The organism is Pseudomonas marginalis (assembly GCF_024169655.1).
GTDB lineage: Bacteria > Pseudomonadota > Gammaproteobacteria > Pseudomonadales > Pseudomonadaceae > Aquipseudomonas > Aquipseudomonas paraveronii.
The window spans coordinates 1,496,711-1,523,446 of the sequence record NZ_JALJWV010000001.1 but is presented as its reverse complement, the minus strand read 5'-3'; the positions used below and the strand labels follow the sequence as shown (position 1 = coordinate 1,523,446).

General features: G+C 59.1%; 21 protein-coding genes. 10 read left to right on the top strand and 11 right to left on the bottom strand.

Going from position 1 to position 26,736, the window contains the following annotated elements:
- Positions 1–21 precede the first annotated feature (21 nt).
- Positions 22–261 (bottom strand): sulfurtransferase TusA family protein, encoded by a 240-nt coding sequence (locus tag J2Y83_RS06790; RefSeq protein ID WP_253394009.1) that lies wholly within the window; start codon positions 259–261, stop codon positions 22–24.
- A 95-nt stretch (positions 262–356) separates the two neighbouring features.
- Here J2Y83_RS06790 and J2Y83_RS06785 point away from each other — a divergent pair, with 95 nt between their 5' ends.
- Complete coding sequence (locus J2Y83_RS06785; protein WP_253394007.1) at positions 357–1,790, top strand: M48 family metalloprotease; 1,434 nt, start codon at positions 357–359, stop codon at positions 1,788–1,790.
- Positions 1,791–1,852: 62 nt separating this feature from the next.
- Here J2Y83_RS06785 and J2Y83_RS06780 read toward each other — a convergent pair whose 3' ends face one another.
- From J2Y83_RS06780 to rpoE, 4 genes are all read right to left on the bottom strand, one after another.
- The gene (locus J2Y83_RS06780) at positions 1,853–3,292 is read right to left on the bottom strand and encodes a DegQ family serine endoprotease (RefSeq protein WP_253394006.1); all 1,440 of its coding nucleotides are present in this window, start codon (positions 3,290–3,292) and stop codon (positions 1,853–1,855) included.
- Between the two features lie 235 nt (positions 3,293–3,527).
- A complete protein-coding gene (locus tag J2Y83_RS06775) occupies positions 3,528–4,490 on the bottom strand; it encodes a MucB/RseB C-terminal domain-containing protein (protein ID WP_253394005.1) in 963 nt (320 codons plus the stop codon).
- A 16-nt stretch (positions 4,491–4,506) separates the two neighbouring features.
- Entirely contained in the window at positions 4,507–5,094 is a 588-nt protein-coding gene (locus J2Y83_RS06770; RefSeq protein ID WP_046384370.1) for a sigma-E factor negative regulatory protein, read from the bottom strand.
- Positions 5,095–5,126: 32 nt separating this feature from the next.
- Positions 5,127–5,708, bottom strand: coding sequence for an RNA polymerase sigma factor RpoE (gene rpoE, locus J2Y83_RS06765; RefSeq protein ID WP_003172477.1), 582 nt, complete (start codon positions 5,706–5,708; stop codon positions 5,127–5,129).
- A gap of 462 nt (positions 5,709–6,170) precedes the next feature.
- Between rpoE and nadB the strand changes: the two genes are divergently transcribed.
- The gene (gene nadB / locus J2Y83_RS06760; protein ID WP_253394004.1) at positions 6,171–7,787 is read left to right on the top strand and encodes an L-aspartate oxidase; all 1,617 of its coding nucleotides are present in this window, start codon (positions 6,171–6,173) and stop codon (positions 7,785–7,787) included.
- On the opposite strand, the gene J2Y83_RS06755 is transcribed toward nadB, so the two are convergent.
- On the bottom strand, positions 7,756–8,205 hold the full coding sequence (locus J2Y83_RS06755) for a protein YgfX (protein WP_253394003.1): 450 nt from the start codon (positions 8,203–8,205) through the stop codon (positions 7,756–7,758). The two genes, nadB and J2Y83_RS06755, sit on opposite strands and share 32 nt — an antisense overlap.
- Positions 8,189–8,443: a succinate dehydrogenase assembly factor 2 gene (locus J2Y83_RS06750; RefSeq protein ID WP_247400426.1), complete on the bottom strand. Its 255-nt coding sequence runs from the start codon at positions 8,441–8,443 to the stop codon at positions 8,189–8,191. Before J2Y83_RS06750 ends, J2Y83_RS06755 begins: the two co-directional genes overlap by 17 nt.
- A 140-nt stretch (positions 8,444–8,583) precedes the next feature.
- Between J2Y83_RS06750 and ygfZ the strand changes: the two genes are divergently transcribed.
- Positions 8,584–9,525, top strand: a complete 942-nt coding sequence (gene ygfZ / locus J2Y83_RS06745) for a CAF17-like 4Fe-4S cluster assembly/insertion protein YgfZ (protein ID WP_253394002.1) — start codon at positions 8,584–8,586, stop codon at positions 9,523–9,525.
- A gap of 36 nt (positions 9,526–9,561) precedes the next feature.
- The gene (locus tag J2Y83_RS06740) at positions 9,562–10,383 is read left to right on the top strand and encodes an HDOD domain-containing protein (protein ID WP_253394001.1); all 822 of its coding nucleotides are present in this window, start codon (positions 9,562–9,564) and stop codon (positions 10,381–10,383) included.
- Here the strand turns inward: J2Y83_RS06740 and J2Y83_RS06735 are convergent, their stop codons facing one another.
- Positions 10,384–11,769: a sensor histidine kinase gene (locus J2Y83_RS06735; protein WP_253393999.1), complete on the bottom strand. Its 1,386-nt coding sequence runs from the start codon at positions 11,767–11,769 to the stop codon at positions 10,384–10,386. It lies immediately after the preceding gene.
- Positions 11,762–12,433, bottom strand: a complete 672-nt coding sequence (locus J2Y83_RS06730; protein WP_253393997.1) for a response regulator — start codon at positions 12,431–12,433, stop codon at positions 11,762–11,764. Before J2Y83_RS06730 ends, J2Y83_RS06735 begins: the two co-directional genes overlap by 8 nt.
- Positions 12,434–12,668: 235 nt before the next feature.
- Between J2Y83_RS06730 and J2Y83_RS06725 the strand changes: the two genes are divergently transcribed.
- The 6 genes from J2Y83_RS06725 to J2Y83_RS06700 all read left to right on the top strand — a co-directional run bounded on the left by J2Y83_RS06725 (position 12,669) and on the right by J2Y83_RS06700 (position 21,738).
- Positions 12,669–13,961, top strand: coding sequence for an OprD family porin (locus J2Y83_RS06725; protein WP_253393995.1), 1,293 nt, complete (start codon positions 12,669–12,671; stop codon positions 13,959–13,961).
- A gap of 41 nt (positions 13,962–14,002) precedes the next feature.
- Entirely contained in the window at positions 14,003–14,992 is a 990-nt protein-coding gene (locus J2Y83_RS06720) for a Bug family tripartite tricarboxylate transporter substrate binding protein (RefSeq protein WP_253400351.1), read from the top strand.
- 61 nt (positions 14,993–15,053) lie between these two features.
- Complete coding sequence (locus J2Y83_RS06715) at positions 15,054–15,512, top strand: tripartite tricarboxylate transporter TctB family protein (protein ID WP_253393993.1); 459 nt, start codon at positions 15,054–15,056, stop codon at positions 15,510–15,512.
- Position 15,513: 1 nt separating this feature from the next.
- On the top strand, positions 15,514–17,028 hold the full coding sequence (locus tag J2Y83_RS06710) for a tripartite tricarboxylate transporter permease (protein ID WP_253393991.1): 1,515 nt from the start codon (positions 15,514–15,516) through the stop codon (positions 17,026–17,028).
- Positions 17,021–18,049: an AbrB family transcriptional regulator gene (locus J2Y83_RS06705; RefSeq protein ID WP_253393989.1), complete on the top strand. Its 1,029-nt coding sequence runs from the start codon at positions 17,021–17,023 to the stop codon at positions 18,047–18,049. Before J2Y83_RS06710 ends, J2Y83_RS06705 begins: the two co-directional genes overlap by 8 nt.
- A 122-nt stretch (positions 18,050–18,171) precedes the next feature.
- Positions 18,172–21,738, top strand: a complete 3,567-nt coding sequence (locus tag J2Y83_RS06700; RefSeq protein WP_253393986.1) for a YncE family protein — start codon at positions 18,172–18,174, stop codon at positions 21,736–21,738.
- Between the two features lie 120 nt (positions 21,739–21,858).
- Here J2Y83_RS06700 and J2Y83_RS06695 read toward each other — a convergent pair whose 3' ends face one another.
- Both J2Y83_RS06695 and J2Y83_RS06690 read right to left on the bottom strand, forming a co-directional pair.
- Positions 21,859–24,129, bottom strand: a complete 2,271-nt coding sequence (locus J2Y83_RS06695; RefSeq protein ID WP_253393984.1) for an autotransporter outer membrane beta-barrel domain-containing protein — start codon at positions 24,127–24,129, stop codon at positions 21,859–21,861.
- Positions 24,130–24,435: 306 nt separating this feature from the next.
- Positions 24,436–26,373: a hypothetical protein gene (locus tag J2Y83_RS06690; RefSeq protein ID WP_253393982.1), complete on the bottom strand. Its 1,938-nt coding sequence runs from the start codon at positions 26,371–26,373 to the stop codon at positions 24,436–24,438.
- Positions 26,374–26,736 lie beyond the last annotated feature (363 nt).

The following is a 26,736-nucleotide window of genomic DNA, read 5'->3' as shown; positions in this document are numbered from 1 at the left end:
CAGGTGGTGGGGGCGGACGCTTCAGGCCTTGCGCAACCAATAACAATAGACACCTGCGGCGTCTTCTTCATGCACCAGGGTGTGACCGGCCAACCTGGCAAAGGTGCGGAAATCACGCTGGGAACCGGCATCCGTGGCGATGACCTTGAGCACTGCGCCGCTGGCCAATCGATTGAGCTCCAGCTTGGCCTTGAGCAAGGGCAACGGGCAATTGAGGCCGCTGGCATCGAGTTCGGCATCAAAGGCTACAGCGTCGGTCATGGTTTTACTCCGGGCAAGCGTTCAGGCTGCTTAGAATATCTGGTCCGAAGCTCAGTGTCCGGCTACAGTAAGCTCTTTGTCGAAAGGCTCTGTGCATGACTTTTTTGCGCCCCACCCTGCTGACGCTGGCCTGCCTGCTGGCCTCCCCGGGCTTCGCTGACGACCTGCCGTCTCTTGGCGACGCCAGTTCTGCCATTGTCTCGCCACAACAGGAATACCAACTGGGTCGCGCCTGGCTTGCCTACTTGCGCGGCCAGGTCTCGCAGCTCAACGATCCGCAGCTCAAGGATTACGTCGAAACCAGCGTGTACAAGCTGGTGGAGACCAGCCAGGTCAATGACCGCCGCCTGGAGTTCATCCTGATCGATAGCCCGCAGCTCAACGCCTTTGCCGCGCCTGGCGGTATCGTCGGGGTCAATGGCGGGCTGTTCCTCAACGCCCAGACCGAAGGTGAATACGCCTCGGTGCTGGCCCACGAATTGGCTCACTTGTCTCAGCGCCACTTCGCCCGGGGCGTCGAAGCGCAACAGCGCATGCAGCTCCCGATGATGGCCGCGATGCTCGGCGGCATCATTGCCGCCGCAGCCGGTGCGGGCGACGCCGGCATTGCCGCGATTGCCGGCACCCAGGCCGCGGCGATCCAGGAACAACGACGGTTCTCACGCCAGAACGAACAAGAGGCGGACCGCATCGGCATCCTCAACCTGGAGAAAGCCGGTTACGACCCACGTTCCATGCCGACCATGTTCGAACGCCTGATGCGTCAATACCGCTTCGATGCCAAACCGCCGGAATTCCTGCTGACTCACCCGGTGACCGAATCGCGCATCGCCGACACCCGCAACCGCGCCGAACAGGCCAAGCTCGGCGGCACGGAAGACAGCTTGCGCTATCAATTGATTCGCGCACGGGTGCAGTTGAAATACGAAGACACGCCAGGCCTCGCCGCCAAGCGCTTCCAGGCCCAACTGGACGAAAATCCGAAAAACGACGTGGCGCGCTATGGTCTGGCCATCGCCCAAATCAAGGGCACCAAACTCAAGGACGCCCGGGAAAACCTGGCCCCATTGTTGGCCAAGTCGCCCAACGACATTACCTACAATCTGGCGCAGATCGAACTGGACATCACCAACAACCGCTTGCCGGAAGCCCAGCAGCGCACTGACCGGATGCTCACCCAGTACCCCGGCAACTATCCGCTGAACCAGGTGCGAGTAGACCTTTTGCTTAAACAGAACCGTACCGCCGATGCGGAAAAGGCCCTGGACGGCTTGCTCAAGTCGCGCCCGGACGATCCGGACGTGTGGTACCAAGTCGCCGAGACGCGCGGCTTGTCCGGCAACATCATCGGCCTGCATCAGGCACGCGCCGAGTACTTCGCCCTGGTCGGCGATTTCCAGCAAGCCATTCAACAACTGGACTTCGCTAAGCGCCGTGCCGGCAGCAACTTCCCACTGTCGTCGCGTATCGACGCACGCCAGCGTGAGTTGATCGAACAGGAACGCCTGGTGAAAGGGATGATGAGCTAAACCCATCGCCTACAAAAAAGCCCCGCCCTCGTTAAACGAAGGCGGGGCTTTTTATTGGCCGGTTACTCGGCCAGCTTGAAGGTAATGAAGCTGGCACGGCCCTGACGCAGGACACGCATCGATACCGAACGGTTCTTCGGCAGCGCCTTGGCGATGTCGGTGAACTGCTTGGTGGTGTCGATGGCCTGATTGTTCAGGTGAGTAATCACATCGCCTGGCTGTAGGCCAATCAAGGCAGCAGGACCGTCCTGCACTTCCTTGATCACCACGCCGTTTTTCAGGTCGAAGGTTTTCTTCTGCTCATCCGTCAGCTCGGCCACGGCAATGCCCAGGCGGTTGCTGCTGCGCTCGGCGCTCGGCTTGGTATTGCCCAGGGCATCCAGGGTCGCGCCTTCTTCAGGGATGGCACCAACGGTCAGCTCAACGTTCTGGCGCTTGCCTTCGCGGATCACTTCCAGCTTGGCCTTGCTGCCCGCCTTGAGCGCGCCCACCAGGTGCGGCAGGTCTGCCGACATGACGATCGGCTGGCCGTTCATGCTCAGAATCACGTCGCCGACTTGCAGACCACCCTTGGCCGCCGGGCCGCCGTCCTGGATCTGTGCAACCAGCGCACCGGCCGGCTTGTCGAGGCCGAAGGATTCAGCCAGGTCCTTGTTCACTTCCTGGATCACCACGCCCAACCAGCCACGGCTGACCTTGCCGCCGCTTTTCAGTTGGTTGGAAACGTCCATGGCCACGTCGATCGGGATGGCGAACGACACGCCCATGAAGCCACCGGAGCGCGTGTAGATCTGGGAGTTGATGCCGACTACTTCACCGTTCAGGTTGAACAACGGACCACCGGAGTTACCCGGGTTGATCGGCACGTCGGTCTGGATGAACGGCACGTAGTTTTCGTTGGGCAGGCTGCGGCCGATGGCGCTGACGATGCCTTGGGTCACAGTGTGGTCAAAGCCAAACGGCGAACCGATCGCCACGACCCATTGCCCGGCCTTCAGGTCCTGGGACTTGCCCAGTTTGAGTACAGGCAGGTCTTTGCCGTCGATTTTCAGCAACGCCACGTCGGAACGTGGGTCGGTGCCAACCAGCTTGGCTTTCAATTCACTACGGTCAGCCAGGCGGACGAGGATCTCGTCAGCGTCGGCAATCACGTGGTTGTTGGTCAGGATGTAGCCATCGGGCGAGATGATGAAGCCCGAGCCCAGGGACTGCGCTTCGCGCTGGCCACCGCCACCACCACGGGGGGCGCGTTGTTGCGGCATGCCACGTTCGAAGAACTCGCGCAGCATCGGCGGCAGGCCTTCCAGGTCCGGCATCTGCTGGTCGGAGACTTTGCGCTCCGGCAGTTTTTGCGTGGTACTGATGTTCACCACGGCCGGCGAGGCCTGCTCGACCAATTGGGTGAAATCAGGCAGTTCGGCCGCTAGCGCGGGCACGGCCTGCCCCAGCACCAGCACCGTAGCGACTATGGATAAGTAAGACTTCAAGCGTGGTATCGACATACAGCTCCCGTTACGACGTGCAGGGTTGAGCGACAGGGTTCAAGAAACGCCGGAAACTGCGACCGACTTCTCTGTTCCGCGAACAAAACAAGGTCAGCGCCGACAAGCCCTGACCTATAAAAAACATGAGAGATTTTTGCAAGTGAAAATGCTGGTCCAGACATTTCATGTCTATCGGCAACCAACCTCGCATGGAATTAGAGTGAAAGGCCAGGATGAACATAAGATTAACAATTCACGGCTTGGTGGCAGGCATTTTTTCAACGCGCACCGACAGCGCGATGCGCTCAGCGGTGCCGATGGGAATTTCGCCAACCACAGTGACCATCATTTCGCCATCCACCGTATTCAGCCGACGCGACACCGCCACCGTCGGGCCCAACTGGGTACGGGTCTCCGTAACGCTTGCCCCGCTGATCGGCTCAAGGAACACCGAAAACCGTGCCAACCCATCTTCATACATCCGGCTGTCGACCGTCGCTTTGGTCTGGGTGTCTTTGCGCGCACTGCTGTTGGTTAGCTGAAAACCCGGCGGCAGCCATTCCAGGTGCCATTCTTCGGTAGGTTGCACCTCTGGCGTTTTAGCCGTAGCGACTGCAATCGGCGTGCAATCGCCAGTAGGTTGCAAGTCGCGATCATCCGGCGTGACCGAGGTGTTCAATCGGGTGAACTGGAAACGCTCCAGCAACTGCCCCTGATCGTTCAACAGCAGGGACTTAAGGGGCAACGCGGTATCCCGGTCCAGGTGCAACTCAAAGCCATAGCGGTATTGGTCACGTGGGGTGATCGATACAATCACCGCATTTCGACCGGCCACGCGAGATTTGCCGATGACGGCCAGTTCGTAGAATTGCGTGAGTTTTTGCGGATCAAGCGCACGTGACGGAGCATCACGCGAATTGCCGAGGCCGGCGACAAGGGTACCGCTGACGCATTGCGTCCGACCGTCTACCCGCACGACTTCCTGAGCCGAACCATCGAGCTGCAAAAGCCGCTCGCGGACCTGACCGTCCTGGACACGATGCCAGATGTCATGGGTAGAGAAATTGCCGTTACGCTCGTAGACGAACGTACCTTGAAAACTTTGCTGTTGCTCTGCACGCCCAAGTCGAGTCAGCCAGTCTTGGGCTTCATCAGCATGGGCGGGGAGTGCAAACCAACCACTGAGCAAAAGCGTAAGGAGCGGTATGGCGCGCATAGGGCTCCTCAACGGTTTAGCGGTTTTCCAGGCTTGCCGCGCGAGCATATGGCAGAGCGCTTTCAGTGCCTTTCAAGGCCGATTCCTGTGCGTGTTGACGCAGGTAGCCTGGAAGACGCTGATCCTGCCAGCCGGATTGCCCTTGAAGCACACCGTTCGCCATCGGGCCGGTAGTGTCGGAGCTTTCCTTGTAGCCTGCCAGTACGGCGGGGCCTTTGACTTGCGGGCCAGCCATGATCGGTTGCTGAGTCTGCTGGGCCAGTTCGGCACCGGCGATTTCGTCCTGGTTGTACAGGCGAACACCGGCCAGTACGGCAACAGTCACCGAGGCGGCCACTGCCAGGCGACCCAGGCTACGCCATGGACCCCGTGCAGCTTTTGCCGGAACGGCTTCATCAGCCAGTGCAGCAGAAACGGCCGCAGCAATATCCAGACGAGGGATTAGAAGATCCTTGTGCATCACCGCCCGAGCGACTTGGTAACGAGACCAGGTATCACGGGTTTCGGCATCACCGAATGCATTGAGCACCCGACGAAGTTCCAGTTCATCCGCTTCGTTATCCATCACTGCGGACAGCGATTCCTGCAGGGCATCACGACTCATGGCGGTTCCTCTCTTGGCTGTCGCCGCTGTCTTTAGTTTTCCTGCAACAACGGTTGCAAGGCTTTATCGATGGCTTCCCGGGCCCGGAAAATCCGTGACCTTACAGTCCCCACCGGACACTGCATGACGCTCGCAATGTCTTCATAACTCAGACCATCGAATTCACGTAAAGTTAACGCAGTACGCAAATCTTCTGGCAGTTGCTGAATAGTGCGATGAACGGTGCCTTCGATCTCGTCGCGCAGCAATGCACGCTCCGGCGACTCGAGATCTTTGAGGCCGTGATCACCATCGTAAAATTCTGCATCTTCCGAACTGACATCACTATCCGGTGGGCGGCGTCCGCGAGACACCAGATAGTTCTTCGCCGTGTTGATGGCGATGCGGTAGAGCCACGTGTAAAACGCACTGTCACCGCGAAAATTGCCCAGTGCACGGTATGCCTTGATAAAGGCTTCCTGTGCAACGTCCTGCGCTTCATGGGTGTCGTGCACAAACCGCACGATCAACCCGAGAATTTTGTGCTGGTATTTCAGCACTAGCAGATCAAAAGCTCGCTTGTCGCCGCGTTGAACGCGCTCGACCAGCTGCTGATCCTCTTCCTGGGTTAGCATGAACACTCCTCGTTGTACTTGAAGGAGGCTTGCATAACTGAACGATCAGGCTTGCAAACATAGACTCGGACTTTCCGCAAAAGTTCTCCCCTCCAAGCAAGTTTCCGGCATGCACTGATTTGGCACACACGAAAAACGCAGCACGGGCAATGCCGGCTGCGCGAATAATCTTGTCGCCGGTTCCCTGACGCGTCCAATGCTCCCGACGGGCCAATAAACTCAACGTTTTCCCAGCTTTCGGGCAACCTGCTATTGAGTCGGGGCTTATGCAAAAAGTTCCCACTTCAATAACCGGTCTATTTACCTTGGCCGTGCACCGTAATTTCACACTGCCACGAATGCGCGGCTATTGTGCCGCTCCCCCCCTCTATATACTAGTAGCCCGTGTGACCCTTTGATTCGCCGATCCAGGCGTCCTGTTTGCGCCAGCCCCTGTGGATCGCTTTTTGCGGAATCCTTCAAATGAGCCAACAGTTTCAACACGATGTCCTGGTGATTGGCAGCGGCGCGGCCGGCTTAAGCCTTGCGCTGACCCTCCCCAGCCACCTGCGCATTGCAGTGCTGAGTAAAGGCGACCTGGCCAATGGCTCGACGTTCTGGGCCCAGGGCGGTGTTGCCGCCGTGCTGGACGACACCGACACGGTGCAGTCCCACGTCGAAGACACCCTCAACGCCGGCGGCGGCCTGTGCCACGAAGACGCGGTGCGCTTTACCGTCGAGCATAGCCGCGAAGCGATTCAATGGCTGATCGACCAGGGTGTGCCGTTTACCCGTGACGATCACGCGGGCAGTGATGACGGCGGCTTCGAGTTCCACCTGACCCGCGAAGGCGGGCACAGCCATCGGCGCATCATCCACGCCGCCGACGCCACCGGTGCCGCGATCTTCAAGACCCTGCTCGAACAAGCCCGCCAACGCCCGAACATCGAACTGCTCGAGCAACGGGTCGCCGTCGACCTGATCACCGAGAAACGCCTGGGCCTGCCGGGCGAGCGCTGCCTCGGCGCCTACGTGCTCAACCGCAACAGCGGCGAAGTCGACACCTACGGCGCCCGCTTCACCCTTCTCGCCTCGGGCGGCGCGGCCAAGGTCTATCTCTATACCAGCAACCCCGACGGTGCCTGTGGCGACGGCATCGCCATGGCCTGGCGCTCGGGCTGCCGGGTAGCCAACCTGGAGTTCAACCAGTTCCACCCCACCTGCCTGTACCACCCGCAGGCCAAGAGTTTCCTGATCACCGAAGCCCTGCGTGGCGAAGGCGCACACCTGAAACTGCCGAATGGCGAGCGCTTCATGCAGCGCTTCGACCCGCGCGCCGAACTGGCCCCACGCGACATCGTCGCCCGCGCCATCGACCATGAAATGAAGCGCCTGGGCATCGACTGCGTCTACCTGGACATCAGCCACAAACCCGAAGCATTCATCAAGACCCACTTCCCGACGGTCTACGAGCGCTGCCTGACCTTCAACATCGACATCACCAAAGGCCCGATCCCGGTGGTGCCGGCCGCGCACTATACCTGCGGCGGCGTGATGGTCGACCAACACGGGCGCACCGACGTGCCCGGCCTGTACGCGATCGGCGAAACCAGCTTCACCGGCCTGCACGGTGCCAACCGCATGGCCAGCAACTCGCTGCTCGAATGTTTCGTCTATGCGCGTTCGGCGGCGGCAGACATTCTTGAACAACTGCCGCACATCCCCGTACCCGCCGCCCTGCCCCGCTGGGACGCCAGCCAGGTGACCGATTCGGACGAAGACGTGATCATCGCCCACAACTGGGACGAACTGCGGCGCTTCATGTGGGACTATGTAGGCATCGTGCGCACCAACAAACGCCTGCAACGCGCACAACACCGCGTGCGACTGTTGCTGGATGAGATCGACGAGTTCTACAGCAACTATAAAGTCAGCCGCGACTTGATTGAGTTGCGCAACCTGGCCCAAGTGGCGGAACTGATGATCCGCTCGGCCATGGAGCGCAAGGAAAGCCGGGGCCTGCATTACACCCTCGACTACCCGCAGATGCTGCCCGAGGCCCGCGATACTATTCTGGTGCCAACCACCTACGGCGACTGAACTTCAGGCGAACCCGCAGGCGCCGGTGGACATCGGCGGCCTGCGAATCGCTGGGCACGCAGATCGAGCGCACCGCCCATTCGCCCTGTACCCGATAGCGCAGCACTACGATCAACGGCAGCGCCAGGCTGTCGGGACGTAGCTGCACGCGGTGCCAGCCACGCGCAGCGCTCCATAGCTGCCACCCGTTTTCATCACGGCGCAGGCCGCGAATCGACGAACGGTGAGTCAGCCGGATATGGCGCGGAACAACCCAGGCGGCGTGAGCCAGGCACAGCAACAGGCCAAGGCTTGAATAAGGCAGGTCGAGCAGCAGCAGCGCACCCAGCGCGAACGACTGGGCAAGGAGATAGGCCGCCAGCAACAGCCGCGAGGCCTGCCAGCGGCATTCGAAGACGGGATTACTTGGGCTGGACACGATCCAGAATCATCCGAACCATGCGCTGCAGCTCCGGATCTTCCGATTCGGCGCGTTCCATGAACCAGCCAAACATGTCCTGGTCTTCGCATTCCAGCAGGCGGACGTAACAGTCGCGATCCACTTGGTTGAGCGTCGAGTAAACCTCTCGGACGAACGGCACCAACAACACATCCAGCTCAAGCATGCCGCGACGGCTGTGCCAGTAGAGGCGATTAAGTTCTACATCTTCGACCATGGAACGCTCCTCAAATAGATTGCAAGTATACAGGCCCTAAGGCGCCGGAACAGTCGGCTTTGGTCGCCCCCTACAGAAACTATCCATTTGTCGGGCGCCCCTCTATGATGCACCTATGACTTTTTGACCTGCGATGACCCATGGCTGACTCTGCTTTCTTCTGCCCCCTCACCCACGAAGGCGTTCTGGCCGTCCGCGGCGCCGACGCTGCCAAGTTCCTGCAAGGCCAACTCACCTGTAACCTTAATTACCTGAGCGACACCCAGGCCAGCCTCGGCGCGCGCTGCACGCAGAAAGGCCGCATGCAGTCGAGCTTTCGCATCCTGTTGCAAAGTGATGGCGTGCTGCTTGCCATGGCCACCGAGTTGCTGGAACCGCAACTGGCGGACCTGAAGAAGTACGCGGTGTTCTCCAAATCCAAACTCACCGACGAAAGCGCCGCCTGGGCGCGTTTCGGCCTGGCGGACGCGGATCAGGCGCTGGCAAGCCTCGGTCTGGAACTGCCGGCCGCGACCGACAGCGTCGCCCGCAGCGAACAGTTGATCGCTATCCGCGTATCCCCAGGTCGCATCGAACTGTGGGCGCCCGCCGAGCAAGCCGAAGCCGTGCGCAGCCAATTGGCCGCGCAGTTGCAACAGGCTGACTTGAATGAATGGCTGCTGGGCCAAGTCCGCGCCGGCATCGGCCAGGTCATGCCGCAGACCCGCGAGCTGTTTATCCCACAGATGCTCAACCTGCAGGCCGTGGGCGGCGTCAGCTTCAAGAAAGGCTGCTACACCGGCCAGGAAATCGTCGCGCGCATGCAATACCTGGGCAAACTCAAGCGTCGCCTGTACCGCCTGAGCCTGAATGCCGCTGAATTGCCCGAGCCCGGCACCCCACTGTTTTCTCCCAGCCACAACAGTTCGATCGGCGAAGTGGTGATCGCGGCAAAAGCTGACCAAGGGGTTGAACTTCTGGCCGTACTGCAAGCCGAAGCTGCCGAGAGTGGCGATGTGCATTTAGGCACCCTCGAAGGTCCCGGCTTGCAACTGCTTGAGCTGCCGTACCAACTGGACCGGGATCGAGAGATCCAGCACTGATCGCCGCACCCCTTTGCAACACCTTAGAGAGCATGAATGAACGAGCTGGCGGAAAAAGTCCAACAGGCTTTGATTGCGGCCATCAACAACGATGACCTGGTGCTACCGACATTACCGGAAGTGGCCCTGAACATTCGTCAGGCCGCCGAAGACCCGGAGATCGGCATCAGCCACTTGAGCAAAGTGATCGGTCGCGACACCGCGTTGTCGGCGCGCTTGATCAAAGTGGTCAACAGCCCGCTGTTGCGGGCCACGCAGGAAGTCACCGACCTGCACACCGCCATCACCCGGCTGGGCACCAACTACAGCAGCAACCTGGCGATCGGCCTGGTGATGGAGCAGATCTTCCACGCCCGCTCCGAAGTGGTCGAACAGAAAATGCGCGACGTCTGGCGCCGCAGCCTGGAAGTGGCCGGCGTCAGCTATGCCTTGTGCCGCAGCCACAGCCAGCTCAAGCCGGACCAGGCAGCACTCGGCGGGCTGGTGCATCAGATCGGTGTGCTGCCGATCCTGACCTACGCCGAAGACCATTACGAATTGCTCTCTGACCCGGTCAGCCTCAACCACATGATCGAGAGCATCCACCCGATGCTCGGCGACAAACTGCTGGCTGTCTGGGACTTCCCGGAAATGCTGGCGAAACTGCCAGGCCAATACCTCGACCTGGAACGCGACTCTGCGAGCCTCGACTATATCGACCTGGTCCAAGTTGCCGTGCTGTATTGCCATCGTGGCACCGCGCATCCGCTGGCGGATGTGCCGGTCTCCAGCCTGCCGGCGATCAAGAAACTGCGCCTGGACCCTTACAGCGACAGCGTGCGTGCAGAGCTGGACGAAGCACGGTCGATGTTCTACTGATCAACCAGCGATAAAACTGACCCGCACTTTCAAGCCTGCCGATTCGCCATCATGCAGGCTGATCTGGGCGAGATGCGCGCGACAGATTTCACCGACAATCGCCAGGCCCAGGCCAGAGCCCATGCCCTGCTGGCTGCGGCGATAGAAGCGCTCGAACACGCGGTCGCGCTCGCCCAGCGGAATGCCCGGGCCATCATCTTCCACTTCCAGCACCGCCGGAGCCGTCACGCGCAGGATCACATTGCCGCCGGGCGGCGTATGGGCCAGGGCGTTATCCACCAGGTTGCTCAGCAGCTCGTTGAGCAGCGTCGGTTCCCCGCGCAGCCACACGGGAGTATCCGCCTCCAACGCCAGCGCCACCCCACGCGCATGGGCCAACGGCGCCATGGCCATGCCCAGCTCGCGGGCCAACTGGCTGAGGTCGAGCAATTGCGCGCCACCTTCGGCAATCGCCCGTGCGCCGTTTTCGATGCGCGCCAGGGACAGCAATTGATTGGCCAGATGGGTCAGGCGGTCGGTGCCTTGCGCGGCGGTTTCCAGGGTGCTGCGCCAGATGGCCGGGTCTTCGGCGCGCAGGCCGAGTTCCAGGCGCGCCTTGAGCGCGGCCAGTGGCGTGCGCAGTTCGTGGGCAGCGTCGGCGATAAACTGCGCCTGACGCTCGAACTGGCCCCGCAGGCGTTCGGTGAAATGGTTGAGGGAACGCACCAGCGGGCCGAACTCAAGCTGCACTTCGACCAGTGGTAATGGCCGCAGGTCATCGGGCTGGCGCTCTTCCACGGCCGTGCGCAGGCGCTCCAGCGGGCGCAACGCCGCGCTCACGGCAAACCACACCAGCAACAATGCGCCGATGGCGAGCATGCCCAGGCGCAGCAAGGTGTCGGCCATCAGGCCGCGGGCCATGCTGACGCGCGCTTCATCGGTCTCGGCCACGCGGATTTCCGCCATGCCATTCATGTTTGGTTCGGAGACCGCCTTGAGCAGGCTCACTACGCGCACTGCCTGGCCCTGGTACGTAGCGTCGTAAAAACGTGCCAACGCCGGGTAGTCATCGGTGCGCGGCGTGCCAGGCGGCGGGCCGGGCAGGTTTTCATAACCGGAAATCAGCTTCTGATTGATGTCATTGACCTGGTAATAAATACGCCCGGCGCTGTCGTAGGCAAACGTGTCCAGGGCCACATACGGCACATTCGCGCTCAAGGTGCCGTCGACCTGGGTCAGGCCGGCGGCAATCGTGCGTGCCGAGGCCAACAAGGTGCGGTCATAGGCGGTGTCGGCGGCTTCGCGGCCGTTCCAGTAGGCGCTCATGCCGCTGGCGACCATCAACAGCACCAGCAACAGCGCCAGGTTCCATAACAGCCGCCAGCGCAGGCTGCTGGGCTTATGCATCGCGGGCTTCCAGCAGGTAGCCGAGGCCACGGAACGTCACGATGGCGATGGGCTGGCCGTCGAGTTTCTTGCGCAGGCGATGTATGTAGATTTCGATGGCATCCGGGCTGGCCTCTTCGTCGAGGCCGAACACCTGGGAAGCCAGTTGCTCCTTACTCATCACCCGGCCCGGCCGCGCGATCAGCGCTTCAAGCACGGCTTGCTCGCGGGACGTGAGGGTCATCAACTCGCCGCCGACCGTGAAGCGGCGGGTGTCAAGGTCGTAGACCAGCACGCCGCACGCCTGCTGGCGCTCGCCGCCGAGCACGCTGCGCCGCAACAGCGCCTTGACCCGCGCCTCCAGCTCCGTCAGCTCGAACGGCTTGGCCAGGTAGTCGTCGGCGCCCAGGTTCAGGCCATGCACGCGGTCTTTCACATCACTGCGCGCCGTCAGCATCAGCACTGGCAGATTTTTCCCACGCGCTCGCAAACGCGCCAGCACCTCGAAACCATCCATGCGCGGCAAGCCCACATCAAGGATCGCCACCGCGTATTCCTCACTGCTCAAGGCCAGGTCAGCGGACACGCCATCGTGCAACACGTCGACGGTCAACCCCGTGCTCTTGAGCGCCTGGGCGACACTTTCGGCCAGTTGCAAATGGTCTTCAACCAGGAGGACGCGCATGGATTTTTACCTCATTCGGGGGTGGTCGGCGCCACGCTTTGCGAGGCAGTTTACAGGCGCGGCCTGGCCTGTGAAGCCCGAAAACATTGAAAGGCAACTGAAAGGTTAGTGAAAGCTTCGCCGTTTAGCATCCAGCCACGGTAGGCCATGCCCGCCGAGCTACCTGACCCGTAGCGCCCGAAAAACGCCTCGAAGCGTTTTCGCCAAAATAAGAACAATAACGGAGTACTCAACGATGCTGTCGACACAGCCCCAGGCTTACCCGCCTGTGCGTTTTTCCCGCCTGACCCAGACCGCCCTTGCCAGTGCCGCCGCCCTTGCCGGCTTTTCGCCGCTTGCCCAAGCCGCCTTCTTCGAAGACAGCAGCGCGACCCTGGAAACCCGCAACATGTACTTCAACCGCGACTTTCGCGACGGCACCAGCGCGCAGCAATCCAAACGTGACGAATGGGCCCAGGGCTTCATGCTCAACCTGCAATCGGGCTACACCGACGGCACCGTCGGCTTTGGCGTGGATGCGCTGGGCATGCTCGGCGTCAAGCTCGACTCCAGCCCCGACCGCACCGGCACCGGCCTGCTGCCCACGCATGACGATGGCCGCGCCGCCAACGAGTATTCCAAGCTGGGCCTGACCGGCAAAGTGAAGATTTCCGCCACCGAGCTGAAGATCGGCGCGCTGATCCCCGAGCTGCCGATCCTCAAGCCCAACGACGGGCGCATCCTGCCGCAAACCTTCAACGGCGGCCTGGTCACCTCGAAAGAATTCAAGAACCTGGTGTTCACCGGCGGCCGCCTGGATAAAGCCAAGGACCGCGACGACACCAACTACGAGGACATCGCCCTCAACAACAAGAACAGCCGCTTCCTCAGCGGCGCCACCGGTAAGCATTTCAACTTCGGCGGCGTCGACTACAAGTTCGCCGACAAGATCACCGGCAGCTACCACTTCGCCCAGCTCGATGACGTGTACCGTCAGCACTTCCTCGGCCTGGTGGCCGCGCGCCCGATGGGCCCCGGCACCTTCGGCGCCGACCTGCGCCTGGCGATCAGCGATGACACCGGCGCCGCCCGTGGCGGTAAAATCGACAACACCTCCCTCAACGGCCTGTTCAGCTATGCCCTCAATGGCCATAAGCTCAGCGCCGGCTACCAGCACATGTCCGGCGACAGCGCGTTTCCGTATGTGGATGGCAGCGACCCGTACCTGGTCAACTTCGTGCAGATCAACGACTTTGCCGGCGCCGAAGAGCGCTCCTGGCAGGCACGCTACGACTTCGACTTCGCCAAGCTGGGCATTCCCGGCCTGAGTTTCATGAGCCGTTACCTCTCGGGTGACAATATCAAGCTCAAGAACGGCGAAACCGGCAAGGAGTGGGAGCGCAACAGCGAGATCAAGTACGTGGTGCAAAGCGGCACGTTCAAGGATGTGGCCGTGCGCCTGCGCAATGCGACGTATCGCTCCAACTATTCAGCCCGTGATGCAGATGAAGTACGCCTGCTGGTCAGTTACAGCGTCGCGCTCTGGTAAGCAGTGCCTGGTAATAGCCACTCATAACAACAACGACGGAGATCACCATGACCCTTTCATTGCGTAAATTCGCCCTCGCCGCTGGCTGCATGCTGTTCGCTGGCCAACTGCTGGCCGCCGACGAACCCAAGCGTCCGGAATGCATCGCGCCGGCCTCCCCCGGCGGCGGTTTTGACCTGACCTGCAAACTGGCGCAAAGCGCGCTGGTCAACGAGAAGCTGCTGAGCAAACCGATGCGCGTGACCTACATGCCCGGCGGCGTCGGCGCGGTGGCCTACAACGCCGTGGTCGCACAGCGCCCGGCGGACGGTGGGACCCTGGTGGCCTGGTCCAGCGGTTCGCTGCTGAACCTGGCCCAGGGCAAGTTCGGGCGTTTCGATGAAAGCGCCGTGCGGTGGCTGGCGGCAGTCGGCACCAGCTACGGCGCGATTGCGGTAAAAAGTGATTCGCCTTACAAAAATCTCGACGATCTGGTGCAAGCACTGAAGAAAGATCCGAGCAAAGTGGTCATCGGTTCCGGCGGCACCGTGGGTAGCCAGGACTGGATGCAAACCGCCCTGATCGCCAAAGCCGCCGGGATCAACCCACGCGACCTGCGTTATGTGGCGCTGGAAGGCGGCGGTGAAATCGCCACCGCCCTGCTCGGTGGGCATATCCAAGTGGGCAGTACCGACATCTCCGACTCCATGCCGCACATCCTCAGCGGTGACATGCGTCTGCTCGCGGTGTTCTCTGACGAGCGCCTGGACGAGCCGGAAATGAAGAATATTCCCACCGCCAAAGAGCAAGGCTACGACATCGTCTGGCCGGTGGTACGCGGCTTCTACCTCGGGCCAAAAGTCAGCGATGCCGACTACGCCTGGTGGAAAGATGCCTTCGACAAACTGCTGGCCTCCGAAGACTTCGCCAAGCTGCGTGACCAGCGCGAGCTGTTCCCATTCGCCATGACCGGCCCGGAGCTGGACACCTACGTGAAGAAACAGGTGGCGGACTACAAAGTGCTGGCCAAAGAGTTCGGCCTGATCCAGTAATCGCCCCCTCTGCCGTTCGGCCACGCCCTGCTGAACCCGGGGCGTGACCCAGGAGTTCTAGATGCTCTTACAACGCATATTCGCCGCCGTGCTGCTGCTGGCCTGCGCGGTCCTGGCATTGATGGCCTGGCCCTACCAGGCGTCGTTTTCCTACGAACCCGTGGGGCCTCGGGCCTTTCCACTGCTGATGCTCGGGCTGATGAGCCTGGCGCTGATCTACATGCTGTTTCGCCCGCAGCCGACCAAACACACCGAAGAAGAACCCGCGCTGGACCGCGCCACCCTGATCAAGATCGGCATCTGCGTCGCACTGTTGATCGTGTTTGCCGGCACCTTCGAATCCCTGGGTTTCATTCTCAGCAGCATGTTGATCGGTATTCCGATGGCACGGCTGTATGGCGGCCGCTGGTTGCCCGGTGCGGTGATCATCACCTTGATGAGCGTCGGCCTTTATCTGCTGTTCGATAAAGCCATGGACGTTCCGCTGCCCCTCGGCCTGCTCGACGTTCTGGAGAACTGATATGGATACTTTCGGCTATTTGGGCCAGGGCTTCGGCGTGGCACTGTCCCCCTACAATCTGGTGACCGCGTTGTGCGGCACCTTGATCGGCACCGTGGTCGGCCTGCTGCCGGGCCTGGGCCCGATCAACGGCGTGGCGCTGTTGATCCCCATCGCGTTCGCCCTGGGCCTGCCGCCGGAGTCGGCGCTGATCCTGCTGGCGGCCGTGTACCTGGGCTGCGAATACGGCGGGCGTATCAGCTCGATCCTGCTGAACATCCCGGGCGAAGCCTCCACCGTGATGACCACCCTCGACGGTTACCCGATGGCCCGCAAAGGCCTGGCCGGTGTGGCCTTGTCGTTGTCGGCGTGGAGTTCGTTCATCGGCGCGTTTATCGCCACCTGCGGCATGGTGCTGTTTGCCCCGCTGCTGGCCAAATGGGCGATTGCTTTTGGCCCGGCGGAATATTTCGTACTGATGGTGTTCGCGATTGTCTGCCTCGGCGGCATGGCCGGTGACAAACCGCTGAAGACCTTTGTCGCGGCGCTGATCGGCCTGTTCCTGTCGGCGGTGGGCATCGACGCCAACAGCGGCGTGTACCGTTTTACCGGCGATAATATCCACCTGACCGACGGCATCCAGTTCGTGGTGTTGGTGCTGGGCCTGTTCTCCATCAGCGAGATCCTGTTGCTGCTGGAAAAAACCCACCGTGGCCAGGAAGCGGTAAAAGCCACCGGACGGATGATGTTTAACCTGAAGGAAGCCTCGTCGGTGTTTGTGGTGAACATCCGTTGCGGCCTGCTCGGTTTCATCATGGGCGTATTACCGGGCGCCGGTGCGACCTTGGCGTCGGCGGTGGCCTACATGACCGAGAAACGCCTGGCCGGGGCCAGCGGTAAATTCGGACAGGGTGACATGCGCGGTCTGGCAGCACCGGAAACCGCCATCGGCGCCTCCGCCTGCGGCGCACTGGTGCCGATGCTGACCCTGGGCGTACCGGGTTCGGGCACCACGGCGGTGATGATCGGCGCCCTGTCGCTGTACAACATCACGCCCGGCCCGCTGTTGTTCCAACAGCAACCGGATATCGTCTGGGGCCTGATCGCCTCGCTGTTCATCGCCAACACCATGCTGGTGATCCTCAACATCCCGATGATCCGCCTCTTCACGCGCATCCTTGCCGTGCCGAACTGGGCGCTGGTGCCGGTGATCGCCATCATCACCGCAATCGGGGTGTACGCGGTTCACGCCACCACGTTCGATCTGTTCCTGATGATCGGGATCGGCATCTTCGGCTACATCCTGCGCAAGCTCGACTTCCCGCTGTCGCCGGTGTTGCTGGGCTTTATCCTCGGCGGCCTGATGGAACAGAACCTGCGCCGTGCGCTGTCGATCTCCAACGGTGCGCTGGAGATCCTGTGGTCGAGCCCGATCACCTTCGGCGTCTGGGTATTGACCGCCGTGATGCTGCTGTTGCCGCTGGTACGCATCTACCGCAAACGTGCGCTGCAGCGGCGTGCCGTGGCCGATGTCTGAAGTCACCTTTAAACATTGGTGGGGAACACCGCTGGTCGGTCTGGCCGGCGGTTACCTGGCCAGCCTGATCGGCTGGCCATTGCCGTATATGGTCGGTTCATTGCTGGCGATCATCCTCGTGCGTTGCCTCACGCCGTGGCAGTTGGCGGAGATTCCCGGCGGGCGCAAATGCGGGCAATGGGTGGTGGGCATCGGCATCGGCCTGCACTTCACCCCGCTGGTGATCGAACAGGTGATGAGCCACTTCGGTTTGATCTTCTTCGGCGCGCTGGTTACCAGCCTGTCGAGCGTGGTCGGCGTGTGGTTGATGCGCCGCAGCGGTGAAGACCGCGCCACCGCGTTTTTCTCCAGCATGCCGGGCGGTTCCGGCGAGATGGTCAACCTCGGCGCGCGCAATGGCGCGGTGCTCAGCCGGGTCGCGGCGGGGCAGAGTCTGCGAGTGTTGGTGGTGGTGCTGTGCGTACCGGCGATCTTCAAGTATGTGCTCGACGGTGGCGCGCCGCAGTTTCATCCAGCACCCGTGAGCTGGGCCTGGCTGGCGCTGCTGTTTCCCGCCGGCGCGCTGGTGGCCTGGGGCTGGCAGCGCTTGCGTCAGCCGAACCCATGGTTGTTCGGGCCGCTGCTGGTGAGTGCCACCGCCAGTGTGGTGTGGGACCTGCACATCGGCCTGCCCGACGGTGGCAGCCAGCTCGGCCAGTGGCTGATCGGCAGCGGCTTGGGTTGCCACTTCAATCGTCAGTTCTTTCGCAGTGCGCCGTCGTTCATGGCGCGCACCTTGATCGGCACAGCCTTGACCATGGTGCTGGCGACGCTGGCCGCCGTGGGCTTGAGTGCGCTGACCCAACTGGACCTGCGCTCATTGACCCTGGGCATGATGCCCGGCGGTATTGCCGAGATGAGTTTGACCGCTGAAACCCTGCAACTGTCAGTGCCGTTGGTGACGGCGATGCAGGTGATGCGCTTGTTGTTCGTGTTGTTTCTGGCGGAGCCGCTGTTCAGGCATTGGAACCGCCAGCCCTGACCGTTAGTCGGCACTGTCAATTCTCACAGCTGTCGCCGTACTTTTCTTTGGCATTGAATGGATATGAGGTCTCATTTAGTGATGGTGGCGAGGCCTTCATCTTCCACTCAAGGACCACGACCATGCCAAACGTACCCAACGCCCCCTTCCAAAGTGAGTACGACTGCCAATGTCCGGAGATTGTGCCTATATCTGTGCCAACGCCCGGACCGACACCTCGCCCCTCGCCTGAAACAGGGAACATCTATGAATTCGACCTTGAAAACCCCGAGGTTCGAACCCCGATCCCCTTCTCCGACCTGGTCCTCGATATTCCGGGCCTCAGGCAGCCCTATATCGGTTATGACGGGGCCATCAATGAATCGGCGAAAAACCTCAACCCGGAAAAAGGTTTGCTCTGCATTCTGCGCCCCTACCTACTCATGCAAGAGTTTGACTTCATTGAGCTCTTTTTTGGAAAAAGTGAAATCCCGGCAGACTCAACGACGGTTACCGATATTCAGGCGGATCGGGGACTATCAATACCGCTGTATGTATCTCAGGCCTGGCTGGACTATGGTGCGGTAGCCCCTTGTTTCTTTAGGGTTACCCGAGCAGGCGGCGGAACTGACGAGACAGCGCACTTCAGATTTTTTGTCGACGATTTCAAGCCTGGCGGACCGGACCCGGATCAGGATCTTTCGTATAATCAGAATGTCGATGCGCCCCAATTTGAACAGCACATTATTGACGACGGCGTTACTGATGAAGATGCAGGAACAGGTGTCGCCGTCAGCATCAACAGGTACCCTAATCGAACAGGTCTTTCACCTCGCTATAACTGGGCCGCTCGAGACGTTATATGGCTCCTTCTCAACGGTCATGTCGTCAAGCATTCGGTAACGGAAGGTGAAGCGGCGGGCACGGAGCCTATCGTCATAATGGTTTACAACAGTACCTGGATCAACGTCGGCTACGGCGATATCGTCTCTCAGTACTTTGTGATTGACGAGGCAGGAAACAGAATGGACGGTGCTTCCCCCGTCACAATCATTCAATCGCTGATCGGTAACCCACATCCACTGCTGGACAAGCCCTTTATTGCTGAGGTTGACGATAATGGCCGCGTAGACATTAATTTGCTCGAGGGGGAACCCGCGACACTTGTCATCAACGTCCCCGGTAAGGATTACTTGAAATTCGATGAAATCAAAGTTCGCGCCGAAGGACACACTGCCGGAGGCTCGGTTGTGGTTAAAGAATACTTCGGCACCATCAACTCAATTTTCGTAAATTTACATATCACCATTCCGTTCGCAGACCTGCAGGAAGTGGTTGGAGGCTCCTGGCGCGTGCGCTTCGAACGTGTGCGTACCGGCGTTACACCCAATCGCCGTTCACGAGTCAATGTACTGGAGGTGATCGGCAACTCCACTCCAGTCGAGCTACCTCCCGCATATATACTTCAGGCACCCGACGGCAATATACCAGCGGAGTCTTTAAACGTAACCATCAAAATCAACGCCTATACCGGTCAAGATTATTTTGACGCGGTACTGGTACATCTGATTGGTACCTATCCCACTGGCGGCAACTACTACCGACCCATCGGTCCCCGGCCGGCCGGCGACGGTAATATAACCTTCAATATTACAAATGGCCCCAATGGAGAGATTGCTCAACTGGAAGGCGGCACATTGGATGTCAGTTATGAAGTAACAAACTCTGAAGGTACTCGTCACTCCCAGATTGCCAACTTCAATGTCGGTAACCTTGTCGAGTCAATGCCGATAGTACGGATCGAAGAAGCTCCACCACCGGATCATGTATTCAATCCGGAAGTCAGTCACTTCGGAGCAACTATTATCGTCCCACGGAATGCGGCGTTCGTCGCTGGCTCCACCATCACCCTGTACTTCGAAGGATCTGCAGCGGGCGGCAGCTACAACAAACCATTCCCTATGACAGATCTATGGTTAAACCAAGACCTCTATTTCGACGTCCCTCGAACTATTGTCTTAGCAAACCTCAACTACTCGGCGAAAATATATTACATACTGAAGAAAGATGGCCAGCGTGATCGCCTTTCCTTCCCGGTGGATATGCGGGTCGGCGCACCACTGAATCTTGATGTTCCGGAAATTCTTGAGGCGACCGTCATAGTGCCCGGGCAAAGCGCTACGATAAACCCCACACACGTGCTAAACCCGCCGGTGTTTACGCTTCGTGTGAGGTACGACATGCTCAACACCGATTTGATCAAACCTTACTTCAGAGGACCGTCTGGCGCGGGTACCCCATCAATTTCGCCGAAAAGCGGTAACGCCAATGCGGGATTCGTCGATTTTCAGGTCACCAACAGCGCTATTGCTGCCACCCTCAATCAACATGCGCAAGTGGGGTACACAGTGGAACGTGCGAGTTCCACTATACCTTCCAATATACTGGACCTAGAGGTGCAGCCACTTCCAGACGCGTCCGTGGACGTCGTATCAGTACCCGAGGCAGTCGAAAATCAATTCGATACGCATACGAATAACACTGTGCGGATTCTGGGCTATCCATTCATGAGCTCGGGCCAAAGCCTATGGATCGCGTTGGACGGTGAGAACGACACTGAATTGGCCGATGGAAGACGCGTAACGATAGCAGAGGCAAATGCGAAAGAGATCAACGAGCCTATTCCACTTGACTATCAACTGCCACTGTCCGCTGGGACGACGCTAGATGTCAAAGTCAGGGTTTCTCTTGATGGCACCAACCTGTTCAATACTGCAACTGAGCTAAAAATACCTCGCTATATTGTTAAAAGAGAAACAGGCGTAATAAAAGAGATCACTGTCGGCACTTCCCCGCATCACATTGCACTGAGTGCAGATGGCGCTCGTGCCTATGTAACGAATTATACCTCGCACACAGTATCCGTTATCAACACTCGTACCAACACAGTGATTGACACCATCTCAGGGTTCTCAAACCCCTACAGGCTTGCCATTCACCCTGATGGCGCACGCCTCTTCGTGGGCAACCTGGGCACAAAAACCGCTTCGGTCGTCAACCTCGCGACAAACACCATCATCCAGACCATAACCGGCTTTAACCGTATTTTTGGGATAGCTTTCAACGAAGACGGAACAAAAGTATACCTTTCCTGCAATTACGATGCATTTGTATATGTTCACAATGCCCAAACAGGAGCACGCCTGAACAGCCTGAAAGTCATCTACCCCACTGGACTAGCATTCAACCCTGAATATACTCGACTGTATGCTCCCTCCCAAAGTGTCATTACGATGATCAACCCGGTAGGCAATGGAAGTCTCATTGGCGACATTCCAGGCACCTCTTACCCAAGAGATATCGCCACCAGCCCGCATAACTTCCACGCACCAAAAGCTTATATTACCAACCGCGGGCTAAACAACGCTGGCACCACTGTTCTAGTGCTAAATATGGTCACCAATACAATCAGCAAAATACTGACCGGCTTCAACGCACCCAATGGAGTTGCAATGAATCCGATTACAGAGAGAGCCTACATATCTGAAGCCACTGGTAACAGGGTGCACATTATTGACACCAGCACGGACACTGTTATCAGCAGCATCAGTGGCTTCAACGCCCCCGAAGGCATTGGTGTAAGCAAGAACGGCGCCTTCGCTTATGTTTGCAATTCAGGCAGTAACAAAGTGTCCGTTATAGCGCTATAAAAGACGCTTACGCGATTATATTTAATGCGCGCCCAAACCATAAGGCCGGTTTCTTTTGAAACCGGCCTTATGTTTATTCATGCACAATCGCCAACCTGAATAACAAGCCTGTGAAGCGGCTTAAAAATCATACCGCAACCCCACATTCATCCCAAACGGCTGTTTGATGTTCTTGCCCGTGCTGTGTTCCAGATCCGCATGCAGCTTCACGTTCTGCGACACCGACATCGCCACACCCGCACCCAGCTTCAGGCGCGAACCCGACAAGTCGTTGTTGAACGCGTTGTCGTTGACGAACACTTTGTTGCTCTGGTCGAACTCGTGGGCCACCGCCGCCTTCAAGTACGGCTGCAATACACCGCCGCTTTCCAGCTGGATAGTGCGCCCCACGGTGGTACCGAGCTCACCGATCACCGTGCTGGAGCGGTCACCCTTGGCATCCAGGCCATTGTCCAGCGTGTAGCTCTGCGCCTGGGTGATCACAGCAGCAAGTTGACCATACGGTTCAACGAAGAAACCGTCGTCCAGCGTGATGTGGCGACCGACTTCTGCCGACGCGCCCACCGCGTTTTGCGTGTAGTTGCCCTTGGCTTTCTTGCCGTCGCTCATGGCCACATTGGACTCGTTGTGCAAGCGGTTGAACTTGAGCACGCCGTCGAAGTAGAAGCCGCTCTCGGCATCCAGCCAGGTGGCGTAACCGCCGACATAGTAGCTGTTGACGGTTGCACTGCTGCCACGGTTCAAGTCCAGGTCCGAGGTGCTGTGACCGACCATTGCACCGATCAACCACTGGCCATCGCCGCCCGACACCGGCGCGTCGGCACCGAGGGTAAAGCCGCGTTGCGACTGGTTGTAGCCCAGGCCGGTCTTGTCGTTGGACACCTCATACTTGTTGCCATAGGCGCGGGTCCAGAACCCGGCCGACTGGCCTTCGCTGAAGCGCAGTTCGCCCATGCGGGTACGCAGGGTGGTCATTTCACCCAAGAGCACAGTGGGGGCTGCGTTGAACAATGCCAACACCGAGTTGGTGCTCGGGCTGATCACCTTGCTGTCCGGATCGAGCAGCCAATCCTGGCCGTCGTTTTCATTGATCAGGCTGTAGGAGTAGGTACCCACATCCACGCGGTCGCCGATCAGGCTGAACTGGGCGCCACCGTCGGCGGTGTGTACCACGTGCAGGCGGTCATCGCTCAACGGGTCAGCGCCGCTGCTGGCGATCAGCAGTTTGTGGTCGCCCGACGAGGTGCCGGTCACGTTAAGGAAATCGCCGGCCAGGGTGGCAAAGTCCGCGCTCATGATGAAGGTGCCGTTACCCGACAGGTTGGCCACGTCCAACTGGTAGAACGTACCGGTCTCGCCGAACTTGACGTTACCGCCGCTCAGGGACAAGTCGCCGACCTGCTGGTGGTCGACCATCACCCAGGTGGCGTCGCTGTTGATCGCCAGTTTGTCGACGTTCTCCAGGCGGCCGGTGAGGATCGAGCCGTTGTTGAGACCGACACTCGCGTTGCCGCCAGTGTTGATCACGTCGCCGTTCATGATGGCGCGGTCAAGGCTCAGGTCCAGTGTGCTGTCCATACCGACCAGGATGTTACCGGCCAGCATGCTGCTGTTAACACGCATGTTGGCGTTGCCGCTATTGGCCAGTTCGACCATCGTGCCGTCACTGCCAATAAGCGTGGAGCCGTTATTCACATCGATTTCAGCAGTGATCGGCGTATCGACCCTGATCGCAGCACCTGCAAGCCCTTCTACGCGTGTACCTTCCAAGCGCAATTGCGGAGAGTTGGGTACAGTGCTGTGTTCGCGAGTCATGCGGATGCCGTTGGTAGCACCGGTGATTTCGCTGTTGAACGCCTCAGCCGCACCACCGCGCAAGATCAGACCGGCCTGGCTACCGCCGAACAGTTTCGAGTCGTTGAGATACAGCGTGCTGTGCGAGGTCACATTGGCGCCGTAGGTGGCACCACGTACTTCGCTGAAGTTAAGGTACGCTTCGCTGCCCGTAGAGGTAGTCGAATTGCGCACGACATCCAGGCCGCCCGCCACGGAGCTGGTGATCAGCGAGTTGTTGATCTGCGCCTTGCTGTTGGTCAACACGACCGCGGTGCCAGCGGTGGTCGACGCAACCCGCGCACCCTCCATGTTCAAGGTCGAGTTGGCCGCCACAACACCACGTGCCAATGCGCCTTCATAAAGATTCAGCGTGGCATTGTTTCTCAGCGTGAAAGAGTCCGCAAAGTCGCCGGCGTAGACGTTTTTGGTTTTACCATCAAGATCCTCCAGCGCCATGGCCTGGGAGCTCATGAAGTAGAGGGGTGCGACGGCGATCAGCTTAATCGCTGTCGATAAACGAGAGTATTTAAAACGGGAAGAGTCAGGCGTATGCATGTCCAGTTAACCTCAGTAAAAGTACCAGTTCGAACCCGGAGGCCCTACCGACTAGGCTTCCGTTTTCCACGGCGCGAAGACTAAAGACTGGAGTTACCGCGTTATGTAGGACTTTCCTTAACTGCTCCTTTTCAACCTGAATCGCGCTGACATCGGTTGCTGATACCGATCAGTGCTGACTTGCTCATGATGATGACCTGCGAAAACAAAAACACCCTGTGAAGGCGTAGCCATCACAGGGTGTAAGGGGTGACCATCTCATTAACCCTGTGGCTGCCGAGGCGGGTCACAGGGTCAACGGGTCGATCAAAGCGTACCGGCCCGCGTCGCACCAGGTACACACGTGTTCAGCGGTGGAGCCGCGACACGGAAATCCCACTGGATTTGCACTTCGTCCGAGGTGCCTCGATCGCCTGTACTTGGTCGGAAAATGCTCCAAGTGACGCCCACCCACCCGCGCCCCCCACTGGCGGTGTGAGCCCTGAACCACGCCCCAAGGTCGAGCGTTACAGTGAAGCCACTCTGGATATCGTTGAACGAGACCTCTTGCTCCGGCGACTCTATGGGATCGCCTACCGGTGTGGTGTTATCGGCAAAGGCATAGCGGACCGCATGAACAGTAACCACGTCATTCAATGCCAGCGTGACGGTGTCTTTGATAAAGATAGGGACCCCCACCCAAGGCCGCGGGCTAAGCCCCGCTTCACAATTGAGCGTACCTCGTGTCGGGCTTTTCACCGTGAACTCTGCATCCGCCAGGCCATTGAGGCTGTAGATGCTGACTTCTACCTCTTGACTAGGTGAATGCTTGTAGTTGTTCGCGTTGCGGATCCTGTAATAACACGGGATATCTCCATTGCCGTACAGCTCGATAATCGACCAAGCAATAGGCAGTACGACCTCAAAATCCGGAAGTTCGGTTCCCGTTACAGTATAGGTGGAGCCCGCCATCCCTCCCATGGTGCCGTAAATAATGTCAATGAAATCGCCGACCCCCAGGTTTTCTGGAATCGTGAAAGTGGCGGTGGCGGCGGTGTTGCGATCACTTTCCACCAATTGGTTTTCGAGCATTTCAACGCCGCCGCGAACAACCGGTTTATCAAGCAAGTCATCCACCGGCCCCGGGCCTGGGTTGCCGGTACCGGGCTCAACCAGGTCCACCTCCACGGTCGTGGTAACGGGAGCAGTTGCACGGCTTACCGTACACTCAATATTGGCTGTATAGAGCTCGCCGGGCTCGGCGATTTGGGCGAACAAAACAGGGAACTCGAAAGGAAAAATCGGAAACAATCCGACCGGCCTTGAAGCGACCGGCGTGCCTTCCCAGAACACCCGAACAATATCGTCCGACAAAAAATCTGTAATCGTCGAAAGCTGCACCGTAACACCGTTACGCGCCTCTTCCTTGTTCACCAAAGGCCCTTCCACGACTGACAGCGTACCGAGCACCGGCGGCTCGCTGACTCTGACAGTGACCGTCCTGGGAAAGGAGAACTGCGTGGCGTTACCCGCACGATCAGTCGCGATAAACCTGATAGCGTAATCGCCAGGCCCGGCAGACATGATATTAGCGGTGATGAACGTACAGCTGGCATTGCCAGTGTCGGGAAAAACACCGCTGACGCCGATTTCATCGGCATCTCCGAAAAACGCTTGCCACGTGTCTCCCGGCCGGGTGTCTGCCAACCGTGGAATGGAGCAGATCAGCCCGGGCTTACCGGTCAAATATGCCGGCGTGATGTCTCCTGTCAAATCGACAGGTAGACCAATCGCAGGCGGCTGGTTGTTGTAGTTAGGATCGATAGTGTCGACAAACACCGTCTCTATCTCTGAGAACGCGGTATTGCCGTTGGCATGCTCAATCTTAAAGGTGATTTCCTTGATACCGTGGGTGCGAAGCTCCGCGACGGAGTTAAGGGTGATCTCGACCGGATCAGGTGGGGCAGGATCATCACCGTCATAGGTGTAGAACCCGACCAGCTTGCCATTGGCGTAGAAAAAAGCGGTATCGACTTCACCCGGATCAGCAAGAGGAAACCATCGATCTATAGATATCTTCATACCCAAGAGCTGAACGGATCTGGAAAGCACATTGTGTTGATCGTCCCCTGCTACATCAGGAAGCGCATTCAAAATAATAGGCGGGGGGGCCAACGGGTCGTCGGCGACTCGACGGTAACGCGAACGCCGCGCCCCCTCATCGGCGAGCGGTTTGGCACTCATTGAAGACTGTTTGTTTGACATGATCCTAAGCTCCTTGCATCAATGGACGGATCAGGATCGGACAACGGCATTTCACCCTCAGACCTGCGACCCTGTTATTGGAGATATCGCTTTTCATCACCGCAGATCAGTACAACCTGACGACGGTAGGCTCATTAAACAGGGGTCTCAGTGATTGCGTAACTGTCAAGACTCACAACTTGTCAAAGACAAAAAAGTATGCTGCTGCGCAATCAACAGCTAAAAACAGTGAGCCTTCTTTTTTTCACTACCTGCGCGCATTTACCAGGCTTTGAAAAGCACAAATGGTTCTATCAGAAAGTGCTTTCAACTGCGTTCCGATCAAAGGGGAAGGGCATTGCGCCCTTCCCCTTCGTACGCTAA